Below are 15424 nucleotides of genomic sequence, written 5' to 3'. Positions count from 1 at the left end.
CTTTGGAGGCATGCTTCGACGGATCGGTACGGCAGGCCTCCTCGCGATCGCTCTGACAGCCTGCGGCGCAGGCGGCAGCCCGGCGGGTGCGACCCCGACCGGAGGAGGCAAGGCCGCACCGCCCGCGCAGACCACGCCCCCACAGACGCCCCCACAGACGCCCTCGCAGACGACGCCGCAGAGCCCGCCGCAGGCGCGGCAGGGCGCCGTGGAGCGCGTCCTGGCGAAGATGAGCGTCGAGGAGAAGGTCGGCCAGCTCTTCATGCCCGTCCTGTACGGCACCGCGGCCGACACGGTGTCGGGCGAGAACCAGGCCAGGTACGGCGCCCAGACCCCGGCCAAGGTGATCGCGAAGTACCACCTCGGCGGCGTGATCCTCTTCCCGCACAACATCAAGGGCGTCGGCCAGGTCGTCGGCCTCACCAACGGCCTGCAGCGCGCGTCCGCGGACGTCCCGCTCCTGATCGGCACCGACCAGGAGAACGGCCTGGTGGCCAGGATGTCCGCGCTCATGACCGACTTCCCCGGAGCCGCCCAGATCGGCGCCACCAAGGACCCCGACCGGGCGCGGGCCGTGGCCAGGGCCACCGGTGAGGAGCTGCGCGCGCTCGGCGTCAACCTCGACTTCGCCCCGGTCGCCGACGTGAACGTGAACCCCAAGAACCCGGTCATCGGCCCCCGGGCCTACGGCAACGACCCGGCGCGGGTGGCGAAGATGGTCGCGGCGGCGGTCAAGGGGTTCGGCGAGGCGAAGGTGGCCGCCACCGCCAAGCACTTCCCCGGCCACGGCGACACCGACGTCGACAGCCACACGGGGCTGCCGGTGATCAAGCACACGAAGGCGCAGTGGGAGAAGATCGACGCGCCGCCGTTCAGGGCGGCGATCGACGCGGGCGTGGACGCCGTGATGAGCGCCCACCTCGTCTTCCCCAAGCTCGACCCGTCGGGCGACCCGGCCACGCTGTCCAAGCCCATCCTGACCGGCCTGCTGCGGCAGAAGCTCGGCTTCAAGGGCGTGATCTCCACCGACGCGCTCAACATGGAGGGCGTGCGCAAGAAGTACAACGACGGGGAGATCGCGGTGCGGGCCGTGCTGGCCGGGGCCGACCTGCTGCTCATGCCGAACGACCTGCCGAAGGCCTACCAGGCGGTGGTGGCGGCGGTGAGGTCGGGCCGGATCTCCAAGGAGCGGCTCGACCAGTCCGTCACCAGGCTGCTCACGCTCAAGCAGGCCAAGGGCTACCTGACCGAGGCCCCCGCCGCCGACGCGGAGAGGGCGGCCGGCGTGCTGCGCTCCGCGGCGCACCGCAAGCTGGCCGCCCGGGTCACGCGCTAGCTAGTGCGCGCCGCGCAGGCCGCTGGCGATGAACATCCCGGCCAGCATGGCGAACAGGAACGCCTGCAAGAACTGGATGAACATCTCGAACGCGGTCATCACGATCGTCATCAGCACGCCGAGGACGCCGAGCCCCGCGCCCAGCGGGGTGAGCCGCTCGAACAGGAACCAGAAGCCCACCGAGCTGAAGAAGGCCACGAGGATGTGGCCGGCGAACATGTTCGCGAACAGCCGTACGAAGTGGGTGAACAGCGACGTGATGAACACCTCGGCCAGGATCAGCGGGGCATAGAGGCCGTACGCCCAGCCGGGCAGGCCCGGGAGGTGCACGATGCCCCTCAGGTAGCCGCGCACGCCGTGGTGCCGGACGCCGAGGTAGACCTTGATGCCGTACACGATGAGCGCCAGCACCAGGGGGAAGGCGATGTGCGCGGCGACGGGGAACTGGATGAGCGGGACGATGCCCATCAGGTTCCAGATGAGCACGGTCAGGAAGGTCGTGAGGAGGAAGCCCATCCATCGGTCGGAGTCGGCGCCGAGGCTGGGCCGCGCGATCTGGTCGCGTACGAACAGGTACGCGTACTCGCCGATGCTCTGCCAGCCGCGTGGGATGATCTTCGGCTTGGCGAACGCGGCCCAGCACAGGGCGATGGCGATGACCGAGCTGAGCAGGGCGATGAGGACCGGTTTGGTGAGCCATTCCGGGCCGCCGGGAAAGATCGGCGCGAACTCGAAGAGTTCCAGTCCCGGGGCGGTCCATCGGTCAGGGGAGGTGATCAGGATCGTCGTCCGCACGGCGGTCCTTTCTGGGTAGCGACTATCGCTGGAAGCACACCTTAACCGGATATATCGGGCGACCTTTTTATAGGGTTTTAACGGTTTATAAGTGCCGGTGACGTTCTATTCTGGAACGGTGCTTACGGGTGTGCTCATCGACTGGGGCGGAGTGCTGACGACCAGCCTTTCCGACTCCATCGCGCGCTGGATCGCGGCGGACAGGATCGACGGCGACCACTACCGCCACGTGATGCGGAAGGTGGTCGACCACGCTTACGGCGACGGTGTCGGCGAAAGCGTCGTCCACGCGCTGGAAAGGGGCGAGATCGACGGCTCCGCCTTCGAGCGCGACCTCGCCGCCCGGCTGCTGACCGTCGACGGGGTGCCGCCCGTGGCCGAAGGGCTGCTGGAGCGGATGTTCGCGGGATTCGAACGCGTTGACGCAATGTACGACATGCTCCGCGACGTACGGGAAAATGGTGTCAAAACGTGTTTGGTATCTAACTCTTGGTCAAATGAGTATCCCCGCGCCGACTGGGACGAGCTCTTCGACGCGGTCGTGATCTCCGGCGAGGTCGGCATGCGCAAGCCCGAGCCGCGCATCTACCACCACGCGGTCGAGCTGATCGGCCTGGCCTGCGAGGAGTGCGTGTTCATCGACGACATCGAGGCCAACATCCTGGCCGCCCGCGCGCTCGGCATCGCCGGCATCCATCACAAAGATGCCAACTCGACCATCGAGGAACTCGAGTCTCTCCTCCGTCTCACGCTGCGACGGGCATGATAGAGCCCTTGCACGCTGAGATGTGGCCGCCGCCGAGTGCGGACCTCCATCTCGGCACGCCGAGCTGAGCTCGGCCAGAAAGAAAGCACGAAAGGTTCGTCATGCGCGTCTATCTGCCGTGCACTCTCCCGGCACTGGCCCATGCGGTCGAGGCGGGAGAGCTGGGTCCGGCCCCGCTGACCGGCTACGCGGTGACCCCCGCGCTGACCGAGTGGTACGCCTCGGGTGACACCGAGGAGCTCGAATACGTGGCACTCACCGAGGCGGCCCGCGCGTCGCTGCGGATGCTGGCCGCCGACCGCGCCGACGGCGCCGAGACCGCGTTCCGGCGCGTGGTGGTCGCCGCCGAGGTGCCGGAGCGCTCGGTCACCGCCGGAGTCGATCTGGAGGAACGGGCGAGAGTACGCCTCACCGACCCGATCCCGCTGGCCAAGGTGGCCGCGGTGCACATCGACGACCACGAGGCGATCACCGACATCGAGGCCGCCGTCGCCGCGCTGCCGGCCTCGGACGAGGGCGACGACGACGCGAGATTCACCGTGGACGGGGCCGAGGCGCACGAGCTCATGTGGTATGCCACGCAGGAGATTTCCGACCTTCTGCGATCATAACAACGACGTTACATCGATCACACTTCCTTGACCGTTTGGAGCCGGGCCTCGCTAGTGTCGCGATCTAGCAAGTGTTGTTTACGCAAGGAGTCGGTCCAAGTGAAGCTTCGAGTTGCCGCTACTGTCCTGGGAGCCGTCGCGGCGGTCCTCCTGGCGGGCGCGCCCGCGCACGCCCAGGCCAAGCCGGGCGACCACAAGGACCCGGCCAAGTCGGGATGCTGGAACTCGGCCAAGGTGGTCAAGACCGGCAACATCAAGAGCCGCCTCGACGGCAACGTCGGGACGATCAAGCTCTGGTGGTCCGGCAAGTGCAAGACCAACTGGGTCGAGATCCGGACGGCCTCGTCCGCGACGGGCACCATCAGCGTCTACGCCGCCGACGGCCGCTACGACCAGTTCCGCTTCAAGGCGGGCAACAAGGGCCGGCACTGGGGCAACATGATCTGGGCCAACAACATGTGCGCCTGGGGCAGTGCCTCGATCCAGTGGAACGGCGGCCGTGGGGGTCAGAACGGCGTCGGCGCCACCGCGAAGGCCTGCGGCTAACTCTCTCCCCTCAGGGGCCGTGGCCGGATGGTCGCGGCCCCTGTTCTGGGCGTTCATCGAAACGTCACACGTGCCGTCTAAGCTTGTCGCAACATGACAAAGCACATCATCTGGGATTGGAACGGCACGCTCTTCCACGACATCGACGCCGTGGTGGGGGCCACCAACGAGGTCTTCAAGCCGTACGAGCTTCCTGAGATGACCGCCGACGGATTCCGCGCGGTCTACACCCGGCCCATCTGGGTCGCCTACGAGCGCATGCTCGGCCGCCCCCTGACCGAGGGGGAGTGGGAGCTGCTCGACGACGGGTTCCACGAGCACTACTTCCGGCTGAGCGACGCCTGCGCGCTGGCCGCCGACGCGGAGCTGGTCCTCGCGAACTGGACGGGCACCCAGTCGCTCTGCTCGATGGCGCCGCACGCGCACCTCGTGCCCAAGGTCGACTCGTTCGGCATCACCCGGCACTTCACCCGCGTCGACGGGCTGCTGGGCACCACAGGCGGCGAGAAGGCCGCGCACATGACGGCACACATCACGGCCCTCGGGATCGATCCCGCCGAGGTCCTGGTGATCGGCGACAGCGTGGACGACGGGCTCGCCGCGCGGCACGTGGGGGCCAGGGCGGTGCTGTACACGGGCGGGATGACGACCCGCGCCGAGCTGGCGAGCATCGGCTTTCCCGTGGTCGACACGCTGTCGGACGCGCTGAATTTCGCGTAAAACCTTCATGCCCGAATCGCCAAGGCGTCGGCCCCGCGTATCGCGCCGGCCGTACCGTATGTGAACACGAACGGCGGCGCCCGCCGTACCCTATGCAGGGTCACCCCCCCAGGAGGCTGCCATCAACCGCCTTGTGCTGTGGAACATCGACCTCACGCTGGTCGACGTCGCCATCGTGACCAGAGACGCCTACGCGGAGGCGTTCCGCGTCGTCACCGGGCGACCGCTGGTCAAACTCGTGCCCCCGCTGGGGCGCCCGGACTCCGAGATCGTCTTCGAGACGCTCGCCGTCAACGGCATCCTGGCCGAGGACGATCATCTGCCCAAGTTCCTGTCGGCGCTGGCCGTGGCCTTCGCCGACCGGCGCGGGCGGCTGGCCAAGGAGGGGCGGGCCCTGCCGGGGGCCAAGGACGCGCTGAAGTCGGTGTCCAGGCTCGACGGCGTGATCCAGACGGTGCTGACCGGGACCATCAGGAGCAACGCCGTGCACAAGCTCAAGGCGTTCGGGCTGGACAAGCACATCGACTTCACGCTGGGCGGGTACGGCGAGGAGGTCTACCCCAAGGCGACGCTGCTGCAGGTGGCGCAGTCCCGGGCCAAGGAGCGCCTGGGCACGCCGTTCACCGCGGCGAACACCGTGGTGATCGGGGACTCCACGCGGGACGTCCAGGCCGCCAAGATCGGCGGCGCGGCGATGATCGGGGTCGCCTCGGGCCGGTCCATGGCGGCCGAGCTGCGCGAGGCGGGGGCCGACGTGGTGCTGCCCGACCTCTCCAACGCCTCCGAGGTCGTCGCCGCCGTGGCGGGCCTCACCTCGCCGGTCGGCCGCACCGCGTAGCATCACGTGCCGGCGCTGCCGAGGTTGTCGAGGAATCGGGCGGCGGCCGGGGCGGCGACGCCGGCGCCGGTGCCCGCGCCCTCGGCGATGACCGCGAAGGCCAGGTCGCCGCGGTAGCCGATGAACCACGAGTGGGTCGGCGGCTCCTTGCCGGACCCGAACTCCGCGGTGCCCGTCTTACCGGCCGTGCCCTCGGGGAACTGGACGGCGTGGGCGGTGCCGTCCGTCACCACGGCCGGCATCAGCTTGCGCAGGGCCGCCACCACGCCGTCCTCCAGCGGCCGGGGGTTGGTGGGCTGGGCGTCCGGGATCAGTTCCTCCTTGACGAGGGTCGGGGAGATCCAGGCGCCGGAGGCGATGGCGGCCGCGACCGAGGCCATGTTGAGCGGGCTGGCCAGGACGCGGCCCTGGCCGATGGCGGCGGAGGCGAGGTCCGTGTCGTCCTTCGTGTCCGGGAACTCGGCGCGGACCGCGGGCACGCCGGGGGTGATCGGGGTCCCGAAGCCGAAGCTGCGGGCGACCTGCGCCAGCCGGCCGCCGTTCAGCCGGCCCACGCTCATCTCCCCGAACGTCGTGTTGCACGAATGCGCGAACGCGTCCTGGAACGACAGCGTGCCGAAGTCCTCGAAGTCGGCGTTGTGGAACGGGAAGCCGCCGATGTTCTTCTCGGCGGGGCAGGTGACCTGGCGGGACGGCTCGACCCCGTCCGCGACCAGCGCGGAGGCCGTCACCACCTTGAACGTCGAGCCGGGCGGATACTTGCCGAGCAGGGCCCGGTTGAAGCCCCCCGGCTTGTTCACCACCGCGAGGATCTCGCCGGTCGAGGCGCGCAGCGCCACCAGGGACGCCGGTTCCGACACGTCCTCCAGGGCCTTGGCTCCGGCGCTGTGGACCTTCAGGTCGATGGTGGTCTGGAGCGGGCGGTATCCACTGGCGCGGACGACCGTCTGGATGGGTTTGTCCCCCTCGTACAGGTCGATCCGGGAGCGGGCGGGCTTCTCGAAGCGGTCGGGGAACGTCTGCCTGATGCCCTCCACGAGTTGCTGCACCGAGCCGGGCGCGGACGGCGTGTTGATCGCGGTGCCGTCGGCGGCCAGGACCCGCAGCGGGTCGCCCTGCTGGGAGATCACCCGCAGCGAGCGCCCCTTCTTGAGCAGCGGGTGGATGGTCGCCGGCGTCCAGGCCACCTTCCAGGCGCGGTCGCGTTCGACGAGCTTGATCTGGCCGTCGTAGTCCCAGTCCTCCTGGCCGGTCAGTTTGGCCTGGAAGCCGATGTCGTCTCCGTAGGAAGCGAAGACGCCCGACGCCGTGGGGACGTAGAACCGCGCGTCTGTGAGCTTGAGGTCGGTGCGGAAGCGGCGGTGCCAGGTCTCGAAGTCGGCGGGCGGGTCCGCCACCAGGGCGCGCATCCCCGCGTAGTCCTGGGCCGACCACGCCGCCAGATACTTGTCGGCCGTCTCCTTCGGCGAGCCCTCCGTGCGGAGCGCCCATACGACGACTCCCGCCGCGACGACCGGGATCAGGAGCCCCGAAAGGATCCACGGCCAGCGACGCTTTATCCCCCTTTGTGGTGCCATGAGGCAGAGGACACCAGAGGGACGGCAAGGGTGTCCAATACTGATATGAGCGCCTTACAGATATAAATCTGGATATAGTGGCTGGTCGTGGACCTCGTCCGACACCTTCGCTACTTCACCGTCGTCGCGGAGGAACTCCACTTCGGCAACGCCGCCATCCGGCTCGGCATGGCGCAGCCGCCGCTCAGCCAGCGCATCAAGCGCCTGGAGGAGGAGCTCGGCGTGCGGCTGTTCGACCGCTCGGCCCGCCAGGTGCGGCTCACCGAGGCGGGCCGGCTGCTCCTGGGCGAGGCCCGCGAGATCGTGGCCCGGGTGGACCGGCTGCACGAGCTGGCCAGGCAGGGCGAGGGCACGGTGCTCAAGGTCGGCCTCCCGCCCGACCTGGCCGCCGCCGCCATCGCCGCCCTGGTCGCGGGCTTCCGCGAGACCAATCCCGCGGTACGCCTCGCGCCCGCCGAGATCTGGACCGCCGACCAGGTGACGGCGCTGGCCGAGGGGACGATCGACGTCGGCCTCGTCCGCCATCCGGTCGCCGCGCCCGGCCTGCGGTTCGGCCAGGTGCTGGCGCAGCCGCAAGGTGTGCTGCTGGCCGAGGGCGACCCGCTCACCGGCGTCGGCGAGGTGCACCTGGCCGACCTGGCGGGGCGGGAGCTGCTGATGCCGCCCCAGGAGGGCGAGCCGGGGCTGTACGCGGAGATGCTCTCGGAGTGCCGCCGCCACGGCTACGTCCCCGTACAGGTGCACGAGGGCGCCGGGCTCGGGCTGGTGCTGGCGGGCGCGGCGGTGGCGTTCGGGCCGAAGGTGGAGCTCCCGGGGCTGGTCTGGCGGCCGCTGCTAGGCTCGCCGATCACGTGCCGGGTCTCCACCGCCTGGCGCCAGGCGGTGGCCGCCCCGATCGACGAACTGGTCGACGACTTCTCGGCCGTCGCCGTACGCACGCTGAAGGAGAGCGCCGGGATGACGGACGAGGGCGCGGTGTCCGTGCGGCGGATCAGCCGCAGGCCGGGGATGCTCGCATGAGCACGCCCGACTTCGAGGCGCTGTTCCGTGCGGCGGGGGTGCGGGGCTGGTTGTACGCGGCCGACATCGACTCGGGGCGCGAGGTGGGGCACGGGCCGGACGAGCCGGTGCCCACGGCGTCGATGTTCAAGGTGCCGCTGCTGGTGGCGCTCTGCGGGCAGGCCGACGCCGGGCTCCTGGACCTCTCCGAACGCGTGACCGTGACGGCCGAGGACAGGGTCTCGGGGCCGACGGGGCTCTCGGCGATGCTCGACGACGTGACGATCTCGCTGCGCGACCTGGCGTACCTGATGATCGCGGTGAGCGACAACACCTCGGCCGACGTGCTGCTGGGCCGGGTCGGGTGCGAGGCGATCAACACCATGCTGGCCGGGTTCGGGCTCGACGGGACGCGGGTGACGCAGAGCGCCCGGGAACTCCTCGGCAGCATGGCCGTCGACGCCGGGCACGCGTGGCCGTTCGTGGATCCGGAGGACATCGCGCGGCTGAGCGTACTCGACCCTGCGCGGGCGAACCGGTCCACCCCGCGCGAGCTGGCCGCGCTGTTCGGGATGATCTGGCGGGACGAGGCGGCCTCGCAGGAGTCGTGCGCCTGGATGCGCGGCGTGCTCAACATGCAGGTGTGGCCGCACCGGCTGGCCTCCGGCTTCCCGTACGACGACGTCGCGGTCAGCGGCAAGACCGGCACGCTGCCCACGCTGCGCAGCGAGTCGGGGGTCGTCGAGTACCCGGACGGCCGGCGCTACGCCGTGGCCGTGTGCACGCGTTCGTTCAGCACCGCGCTCAACCAGCCGCGCGCCGACGCGGTGATCGGCACGGCGGCGCGTATGGCGGTGGACCACCTACGGAGATAGCAAGTTATGTGGGGGTCCGGGTATGACTTTCCCCCCGACGGGCGACAGGATGGGCACATGGTTGCTGAGGGCGAGCTTCTCTGGGAGCCGAGCGAAGAGGTCGTCGCGAAGGCCGGGCTGACCCGCTACCTGGAGTGGCTGGGACGGCCGGGACCCTATGAGGACGTGTGGCGGTGGTCCGTCGAGCACCCGGGCGAGTTCTGGACGTCGATCTGGGACTACTTCGACGTGGTCGGCGACCGGGGCGACGGGCCGGTGCTGTCCGGGACGATGCCGGACGTCACGTGGTTCGAGGGGAGCACGCTCAACTACGCCGAGAACGCGCTGCGCCGCACCGAGGGCACCGCCGTGGTGTTCGTGTCCGAGGACGGCGCCCGCCAGGAGCTGACCTGGGACGAGCTGCGCGAGGAGGTCGCCCGCGTCCGGGCGGGGCTGGCCCGCCTCGGCGTGCGGCGCGGCGACCGGGTGGCCGCCTACCTGCCGAGCATCCCGCAGGCCCTGATCGCCTTCCTGGCGACCGCCTCCCTGGGCGCGATCTGGTCGGCCGGCTCGCCCGACTTCGGGGTGCCGAGCATCGTCGACAGGTTCAAGCAGATCGAGCCCAAGGTGCTCATCGCGGTCGACGGCTACCACTACAACGGCAAGACCTACGACCGCTCCGACGCCGTCAACGAGATCGCCGCCCAGCTCCCCACGCTGCGCGCGACCGTGTGGATCCCCTACCTGGCGGCGCTCGACGAGGGCAGCGCGCCCCAGCAGGCCGGGCCCGCCGAGGCGCACACCCGGGAGGTGCCGCACGGCGAGGTGATCGGCTGGGAGGGGCTGCGGGCCGAGGAGGGGCCGCTGGAGTTCGAGCGGGTGCCGTTCGGCCACCCGCTGTGGATCCTCTACTCCAGCGGCACGACCGGGCTGCCCAAGCCGATCGTGCACGGGCACGGCGGCGTGGTGCTGGAGCATCTCAAGTCCCTCACCTTCCAGCAGGACATCGGCGAAGGCGATGTGTTCTTCTGGTACACCACCACGGGCTGGATGATGTGGAACTACCTCATCGGCGCCCTGCTGGTGGGGGCCACGCCGGTGCTGTACGACGGCGCGGCCACCTACCCGTCGCCGGCCGCGCTGTGGCGGATCGCCGACTCCGAGAAGGTGACCTACTTCGGGGTCGGGGCACCGTACATCATGGCCTCGCTGAAGGCCGGGATCCACCCCCAGGGGCTGGAGCGGCTGCGCGGCGTCGGCTCGACCGGGTCGCCGCTGCCGCCGGAGGGGTTCTCGTGGGTGGCCTCGGAGCTGCCCGGGGTCCCGCTGGGGTCGTTCTCCGGGGGCACGGACGTGTGCACGGGGTTCGTCGGGGCGACCATGCTCCACCCGATCAGGGCGGGCATCATCCCGTGCCGGTCGCTGGGGGCGAAGGTCGAGTCGTACGACCCCGCGGGCAAGCCGGTCGTCGGCGAGGTGGGCGAACTCGTGCTGACCGCGCCCATGCCGTCGATGCCGGTGATGTTCTGGAACGACCCCGACGGCCGGCGCTACTTCGAGAGCTACTTCGACGTCTACCCCGGGGTGTGGCGGCACGGCGACTGGATCAAGATCAACGAGGACGGGAGCAGCGTGATCTACGGCCGCTCCGACTCGACCCTCAACCGAGGCGGCGTCCGGATGGGCACCAGCGAGTTCTACCGGGTCGTCGAGCGGTTCGACGAGATCGCCGACAGCCTCGTGATCGACACCGGGCAGCTCGGGCAGGAGGGGCGGCTGCTGCTGTACGTGACGCTCGCCGAGGGCGCGACGCTGACCGAGTCGCTCCAGCGGACCCTCTGCGACGCCCTGCGCAAGGAGCTGTCACCCCGCCACGTGCCCAACGAGATCCACGCCGTCCCCGGCATCCCCCGTACGCTCTCCGGCAAGAAGCTGGAGGTGCCCGTACGCAAGATCCTGCTGGGCACGCCCGTCGAGCAGGCGGCCAATCCCGACGCCATGGCCAACCCCGAGGTGCTGCGCCACTTCAGTCCGGCAGCAGAATGATCTTGCCGCGCGTCCGGCCCTGCCCGGCCGCGCGGTGGACCTCCTCCAGCTCGGTCAGGGGGCGATACTCGGCCACTTCGACCGTGAGCTCGCCCCGGTCGACGAGCTCGGCCAGCTCGGCGAGCTGAGCCGGGTCGTTGCGGGCCACGAAGTGGGTGCCGCCCTCGATCGGGGTGGCGATCGTGATCGTCCTGCGCCCGAGTCCGGCCAGGGCGGCGGCGTCCTCCTGGGGGAGCGCGGCCAGGTTCAGCACGACGTCCATGCCGCCGGGGAGCGGCGTGGTCGTGTAGTCGATCACCTCGTCGGCGCCGTACCGCTCGACCGCGGCCGTGCTGCGCGGGCTCGCCGTGGCGAACACGGTCGCGCCCGCGAGCTTGGCGAGCTGGACGGCGAACATGCCGACCCCGCCGCCCGCCCCGTTGATCAGCACCCGCTCGCCACGGGCGACGCGGGCGTGCTCGTGGATCGCCTGCCAGGCCGTGAGCCCGGCCACCGGGACGGCGGCCGCGTGGGCGAGCGGGATGCTCCGCGGCGCTCTGGCCAGGACGCTCGCGGGCACGGCCGCGTATCCGGCGGCGGCGCCGTCCACCAGGCCGAACACGCGGTCACCCGGGGCCAGGCCCGTCACGCCCTCGCCGAGCGCGACGACCGTGCCCGAGACGTCCGCGCCGAGCGTGTACGGCAGGCTCACCGGGAGCACCTCGCGCAGCAGGCCCGCGCGCAGGCCGACCTCCGACGGGTTGAAGGAGGTGGCGGCCACTTCGAGAAGGACCTGTCCCGGGCCCGGGCGCGGCGTCGGGATCCGGTCGAAGCGGATCTCGTCCCCGTATTCGTGAATGCGGGCGGCACGCATGGTCTCGGGCGGTTCGCCGGGAACGCGGAACTCCTCGGCGTGGTCGGCCACCCAGGCGCCGAACGTGCGGGGTGCGGTCTTCGTGACCCCCTCGACCGCCGGCGTGACGGGGGCCGGGTGGCGGACGAGGTCCGCCTGGGCCTGGAGCACGCCGTCCACCGCCTGCGGGGGCCAGCCCGTGGCCAGGAGCTCCGTACGGGTCCGGTCGGGCGGGACCTCCTCCCAGCGCGCCGGAAATTTCGTGATCTGGGAGATGATGCGGACCTGGTCGGCCTGGGTGATCGACTCCGGGCCGGTCAGGTCGTGGACGGCGCCATGGTGTCCCTCCTCCAGCAGCGCCCGTGCCGCCACCGCCGCGAGGTCCCGCTCGTCCAGCATGGGCATGGCGGCGAGGCCGTATGAGCCGCGCACCACCCCCGCCCTCACCTGCGCCGCCCACCGCAGCGCGTTGGCCGCGAAGGCGTGTGGGCGCAGCACCGTCCACTCCAGGCCCGACTTCTCGATCAGCCGCTCGACCTCGCGCTCGTGGTCGCGTACCGCGGCGGAGGAGAGGTAGACCACCCGCCGCGCCCGGCGCGCGATCGCGTCGATCACCGCCCGTGCCCCTTCCGCCGTGGCGAACGGCCACAGCAGGAACACCGACTCCACCCCGTCGAGCGGCAGCGACCCGGGGTCCGCCAGGTCGCCCTGGGCCCGGCCGAAGGGCCTGACCTCGGCCCCCGCCTCCGTCAACCGCGCCGCCACCAGCCTGCCGACCGTGCCGGTCGCGCCCGTCACCAACACTGTTCTCATGCAGGCCACCGTATGGGCCGTCCGCGAGACAACCAATGCGTCATCGAGCCGGATTTCATACGCGATCGTCCTCCCGTAAGCTTCCTCCGTGGACGTGCTCAGCGATGTGATCGCCCTCATGCGCACCGGCAGCCCCCGATCGGCCCGCGTCGAATGGCGTGCCCCCTGGGGCCAGCGGTTCCCGACGGTTCCCGGCTCCGCCGGGTTCCAGGTCGTCCTGCGGGGGTCGGGCTGGTTGATCCGGCCGGACGGCGATCCGATCGCGCTGTCGGTGGGTGACGTGGTCTTCTTCCCCCACGGCCACGGCTACGCCATGGCGGACTCGCCGTCCACCCCGCTCGCCGAGCCCGACTGCGACCCGCTGGACGACGGTCCCGGCCTGTTCGCCTCCGCCACCGTCGATGGGCTCGTTGACGGGCCCGTGGCGACGGTGCTGCTGTGCGGCGGCTACCGCCTCGATCCGGGCCGGGCCCACCCGATCCTGCGCGATCTGCCCGACCTGATCCACCTCCCGGCCGGCGTCGGCCTCCACACCGAGCTGCGCGCCGCCGTCGAGGCCCTGGGCGCCGAGATCCAGCGCCCGCGGCTGGGCGCGGACACGGTGGTGTCGTCCCTCCTGGACCTGCTGCTGCTCTACATCCTGCGGGCCTGGTTCGAGGGGGAGCACGGCCAGTGCTCGGTCGGCGGGTGGGCGCAGGCGCTCGCGGATCCCGGCATCAGCGCCGCGCTGGACGCCGTCCACCGGGATCCCGCCCACCCGTGGACGGTCCAGGAGCTGGGCGCGCGGGCGGGGCTGTCGAGGTCGGCCTTCTCGCGCCGCTTCGGCGAGCTGATCGGCCGGCCGCCGCTGGCGTACCTCACCTGGTGGCGGCTGGCCACGGCGGCCCACCTCATGCGCGCGTCGGACGCCCCGCTGGGCCAGATCGCCGCCAAGGTCGGCTACACCTCGGAGTTCGCCTTCGCCAACGCCTTCAAACGGGAGTACGGCGTGGCGCCCGGCAGATATCGCCGCGAGATCTGCCCGGCCTGACTTCTTGCCCTTGCGCAAATAGGTTAAAACGTAACAATTTCCGAACGACTTCGGGTGCTTGGAAATCTTGTAATAGCCAGGCATTGACGCTTCGCCACTCGCTGATTTACCGTCCTCCCACCGCTTAAAACGATTTTGCCGGGAGTGCGGCAATGAATGAGACTCCCGTTCTATCCCTTTCCCAGGTCAGCAAGGCGTTCGGTGCGGTGCGCGCCGTACGCGAGGTCTCTCTTGAGCTCTTCCCCGGCGAGGTGCACGCGCTCGCGGGGGAGAACGGCACGGGCAAGTCGACGATCGTGAAAATCCTGTCCGGCGTGCACCGGCCGGACTCGGGCCGGATCCTGCTGGACGGCGAGCCGGTGGAGTTCGGCGGGCCCGCGGACGCGCAGCGGGCCGGGGTCGCCGTCATCTACCAGGAGCCGACCCTTTTTCCCGACCTGTCGGTCATGGAGAACATCTTCATGGGCCGCCAGCCCCGCGGCCGCCTCGGCATCGACCGGCGGGCCATGCGCGCCGGGGCCGCCGAGCTGTTCGAGCGGCTCGGCGTGCCCCTCGACCCCGACCAGCCGGCCCGCGGCCTGTCGATCGCCGACCAGCAGCTCGTGGAGATCGCCAAGGCGCTGTCGCGGCAGGCGCGGGTGCTCGTCATGGACGAGCCCACCGCCGCCCTGTCGGGCACGGAGGTCGCCCGGCTGTTCGGCGTGGCCCGGACGCTGCGCGCGCAGGGCTGCGCGCTGCTGTTCATCTCGCACCGGCTGGAGGAGATCTTCGAGCTGTGCCGGCGGGTCACCACCCTGCGTGACGGCGCGTACGTGGCCGAGGACCTGGTCGCCGACATCACCCCTGACGACCTGGTACGCCGCATGGTCGGCAGGGAGCTGGAGGCCCTGTTCCCCAAGCAGGAGACGGAGGCCGGCGAGGTCGCGCTCAAGGTGCGCCGGCTCACCCGCGAGGGCGTCTTCACCGACGTCTCCTTCGAGGTGCGGCGGGGCGAGATCGTCGCGCTGGCCGGGCTCGTCGGGGCCGGGCGCAGCGAGGTGGCCAGGGCCGTGTTCGGCATCGACCGGTGGGACGCGGGGAGCGTCGAGGTGGACGGCAGGCGGCTGCGGCCCGCCAGCCCCACGGCGGCCATGGCGGCGGGGCTGGCCCTCGTGCCCGAGGACCGGCGGCAGCAGGGGCTCGTCATGGACCTGTCCATCGAGCGCAACATCGGGCTCGCCGGCCTGGCCGACGTGCGCCGGGGGCCGTTGGTCTCCCGGGCGGCCGAGCGGGAGCGGGCCAGGGACTGGGCGGTGCGGCTGCGGCTGAAGTTCGCGCGGCTGACGGACGCCGTGAACGTGCTGTCCGGCGGCAACCAGCAGAAGGTCGTACTGGCCAAGTGGCTGGCGCGCCGACCGTCGGTGCTCATCGTGGACGAGCCGACCCGGGGGATCGACGTGGCCACCAAGGCCGAGGTGCACCGGCTGCTGTCGGAGCTGGCCGGGAGCGGGGTGGCGGTGCTGATGATCTCGTCCGAGCTGCCCGAGGTGCTGGGGATGGCCGACAGGGTGCTGGTCATGCACGAGGGGCGGCTGGCCGCGGAGATCCCGCGCGCGGACGCCACCGAGGAGAGCGTGATGGCCGCCGCCACCGGAAGGAGCCCGGCGTGACCGCCACCGGAA

The 15424-nt window shown here is 70.9% G+C and carries 14 protein-coding genes; 11 read left to right on the top strand and 3 right to left on the bottom strand.

Annotated features, from left to right (window positions below):
* Window positions 1–10 precede the first annotated feature (10 nt).
* Window positions 11–1336, top strand: a complete 1326-nt coding sequence (gene nagZ, locus ACWDRB_RS14705; protein ID WP_449893993.1) for a beta-N-acetylhexosaminidase — start codon at window positions 11–13, stop codon at window positions 1334–1336.
* On the opposite strand, the gene ACWDRB_RS14700 is transcribed toward nagZ, so the two are convergent.
* Window positions 1337–2131, bottom strand: coding sequence for a F0F1 ATP synthase subunit A (locus ACWDRB_RS14700; RefSeq protein WP_363962498.1), 795 nt, complete (start codon window positions 2129–2131; stop codon window positions 1337–1339).
* A 91-nt stretch (window positions 2132–2222) separates the two neighbouring features.
* Between ACWDRB_RS14700 and ACWDRB_RS14695 the strand changes: the two genes are divergently transcribed.
* From ACWDRB_RS14695 to ACWDRB_RS14675, 5 genes are all read left to right on the top strand, one after another.
* Window positions 2223–2897, top strand: coding sequence for an HAD family hydrolase (locus ACWDRB_RS14695; protein ID WP_449893991.1), 675 nt, complete (start codon window positions 2223–2225; stop codon window positions 2895–2897).
* 101 nt (window positions 2898–2998) lie between these two features.
* The gene (locus tag ACWDRB_RS14690; RefSeq protein ID WP_449893989.1) at window positions 2999–3508 is read left to right on the top strand and encodes a DUF6912 family protein; all 510 of its coding nucleotides are present in this window, start codon (window positions 2999–3001) and stop codon (window positions 3506–3508) included.
* Between the two features lie 99 nt (window positions 3509–3607).
* The gene (locus tag ACWDRB_RS14685) at window positions 3608–4054 is read left to right on the top strand and encodes a DUF2690 domain-containing protein (protein ID WP_449893987.1); all 447 of its coding nucleotides are present in this window, start codon (window positions 3608–3610) and stop codon (window positions 4052–4054) included.
* 93 nt (window positions 4055–4147) lie between these two features.
* Complete coding sequence (locus tag ACWDRB_RS14680; RefSeq protein ID WP_397368255.1) at window positions 4148–4774, top strand: HAD family hydrolase; 627 nt, start codon at window positions 4148–4150, stop codon at window positions 4772–4774.
* A 133-nt stretch (window positions 4775–4907) separates the two neighbouring features.
* Complete coding sequence (locus ACWDRB_RS14675) at window positions 4908–5612, top strand: HAD family hydrolase (protein WP_350728428.1); 705 nt, start codon at window positions 4908–4910, stop codon at window positions 5610–5612.
* 2 nt (window positions 5613–5614) lie between these two features.
* On the opposite strand, the gene ACWDRB_RS14670 is transcribed toward ACWDRB_RS14675, so the two are convergent.
* A complete protein-coding gene (locus ACWDRB_RS14670) occupies window positions 5615–7189 on the bottom strand; it encodes a penicillin-binding transpeptidase domain-containing protein (RefSeq protein WP_449893984.1) in 1575 nt (524 codons plus the stop codon).
* 87 nt (window positions 7190–7276) lie between these two features.
* Between ACWDRB_RS14670 and ACWDRB_RS14665 the strand changes: the two genes are divergently transcribed.
* The 3 genes from ACWDRB_RS14665 to ACWDRB_RS14655 are packed head-to-tail and all read left to right on the top strand — an operon-like array spanning window position 7277 to window position 11088.
* Window positions 7277–8209 (top strand): LysR family transcriptional regulator, encoded by a 933-nt coding sequence (locus ACWDRB_RS14665; RefSeq protein WP_355190818.1) that lies wholly within the window; start codon window positions 7277–7279, stop codon window positions 8207–8209.
* Window positions 8206–9063, top strand: coding sequence for a serine hydrolase (locus tag ACWDRB_RS14660; protein WP_350728431.1), 858 nt, complete (start codon window positions 8206–8208; stop codon window positions 9061–9063). Before ACWDRB_RS14665 ends, ACWDRB_RS14660 begins: the two co-directional genes overlap by 4 nt.
* Window positions 9064–9120: 57 nt before the next feature.
* Window positions 9121–11088 carry an acetoacetate--CoA ligase gene (locus ACWDRB_RS14655; protein WP_449893981.1) on the top strand — a complete coding sequence of 656 codons (1968 nt, stop codon included), beginning with the start codon at window positions 9121–9123 and terminating at the stop codon, window positions 11086–11088.
* Here the strand turns inward: ACWDRB_RS14655 and ACWDRB_RS14650 are convergent.
* Window positions 11069–12733: a zinc-binding dehydrogenase gene (locus ACWDRB_RS14650; protein WP_449893979.1), complete on the bottom strand. Its 1665-nt coding sequence runs from the start codon at window positions 12731–12733 to the stop codon at window positions 11069–11071. The genes ACWDRB_RS14655 and ACWDRB_RS14650 overlap by 20 nt on opposite strands.
* 88 nt (window positions 12734–12821) lie before the next feature.
* Between ACWDRB_RS14650 and ACWDRB_RS14645 the strand changes: the two genes are divergently transcribed.
* Window positions 12822–13763: an AraC family transcriptional regulator gene (locus tag ACWDRB_RS14645; RefSeq protein WP_355190822.1), complete on the top strand. Its 942-nt coding sequence runs from the start codon at window positions 12822–12824 to the stop codon at window positions 13761–13763.
* A 152-nt stretch (window positions 13764–13915) separates the two neighbouring features.
* Window positions 13916–15412 (top strand): sugar ABC transporter ATP-binding protein, encoded by a 1497-nt coding sequence (locus tag ACWDRB_RS14640; protein ID WP_449893977.1) that lies wholly within the window; start codon window positions 13916–13918, stop codon window positions 15410–15412.
* The last annotated feature ends 12 nt before the right edge of the window (window positions 15413–15424 follow it).

Source organism: Nonomuraea sp. NPDC003707, assembly GCF_053587055.1.
Note: the sequence above shows the minus strand (reverse complement) of the source record. Positions and strands in the feature narration are given on the sequence as shown.

Bases quoted from the DNA above. Each gene is read 5' to 3' on its own strand.
- ACWDRB_RS14640 (WP_449893977.1), top strand. From the start codon at position 13,916: ATGAATGAGACTCCCGTTCTATCCCTTTCCCAGGTCAGCAAGGCGTTC.
- ACWDRB_RS14660 (WP_350728431.1), top strand. From the start codon at position 8,206: ATGAGCACGCCCGACTTCGAGGCGCTGTTCCGTGCGGCGGGGGTGCGG.
- ACWDRB_RS14650 (WP_449893979.1), bottom strand. From the start codon at position 12,733: ATGAGAACAGTGTTGGTGACGGGCGCGACCGGCACGGTCGGCAGGCTG.
- nagZ (WP_449893993.1), top strand. From the start codon at position 11: ATGCTTCGACGGATCGGTACGGCAGGCCTCCTCGCGATCGCTCTGACA.
- ACWDRB_RS14690 (WP_449893989.1), top strand. From the start codon at position 2,999: ATGCGCGTCTATCTGCCGTGCACTCTCCCGGCACTGGCCCATGCGGTC.
- ACWDRB_RS14670 (WP_449893984.1), bottom strand. From the start codon at position 7,189: ATGGCACCACAAAGGGGGATAAAGCGTCGCTGGCCGTGGATCCTTTCG.
- ACWDRB_RS14655 (WP_449893981.1), top strand. From the start codon at position 9,121: ATGGTTGCTGAGGGCGAGCTTCTCTGGGAGCCGAGCGAAGAGGTCGTC.
- ACWDRB_RS14680 (WP_397368255.1), top strand. From the start codon at position 4,148: ATGACAAAGCACATCATCTGGGATTGGAACGGCACGCTCTTCCACGAC.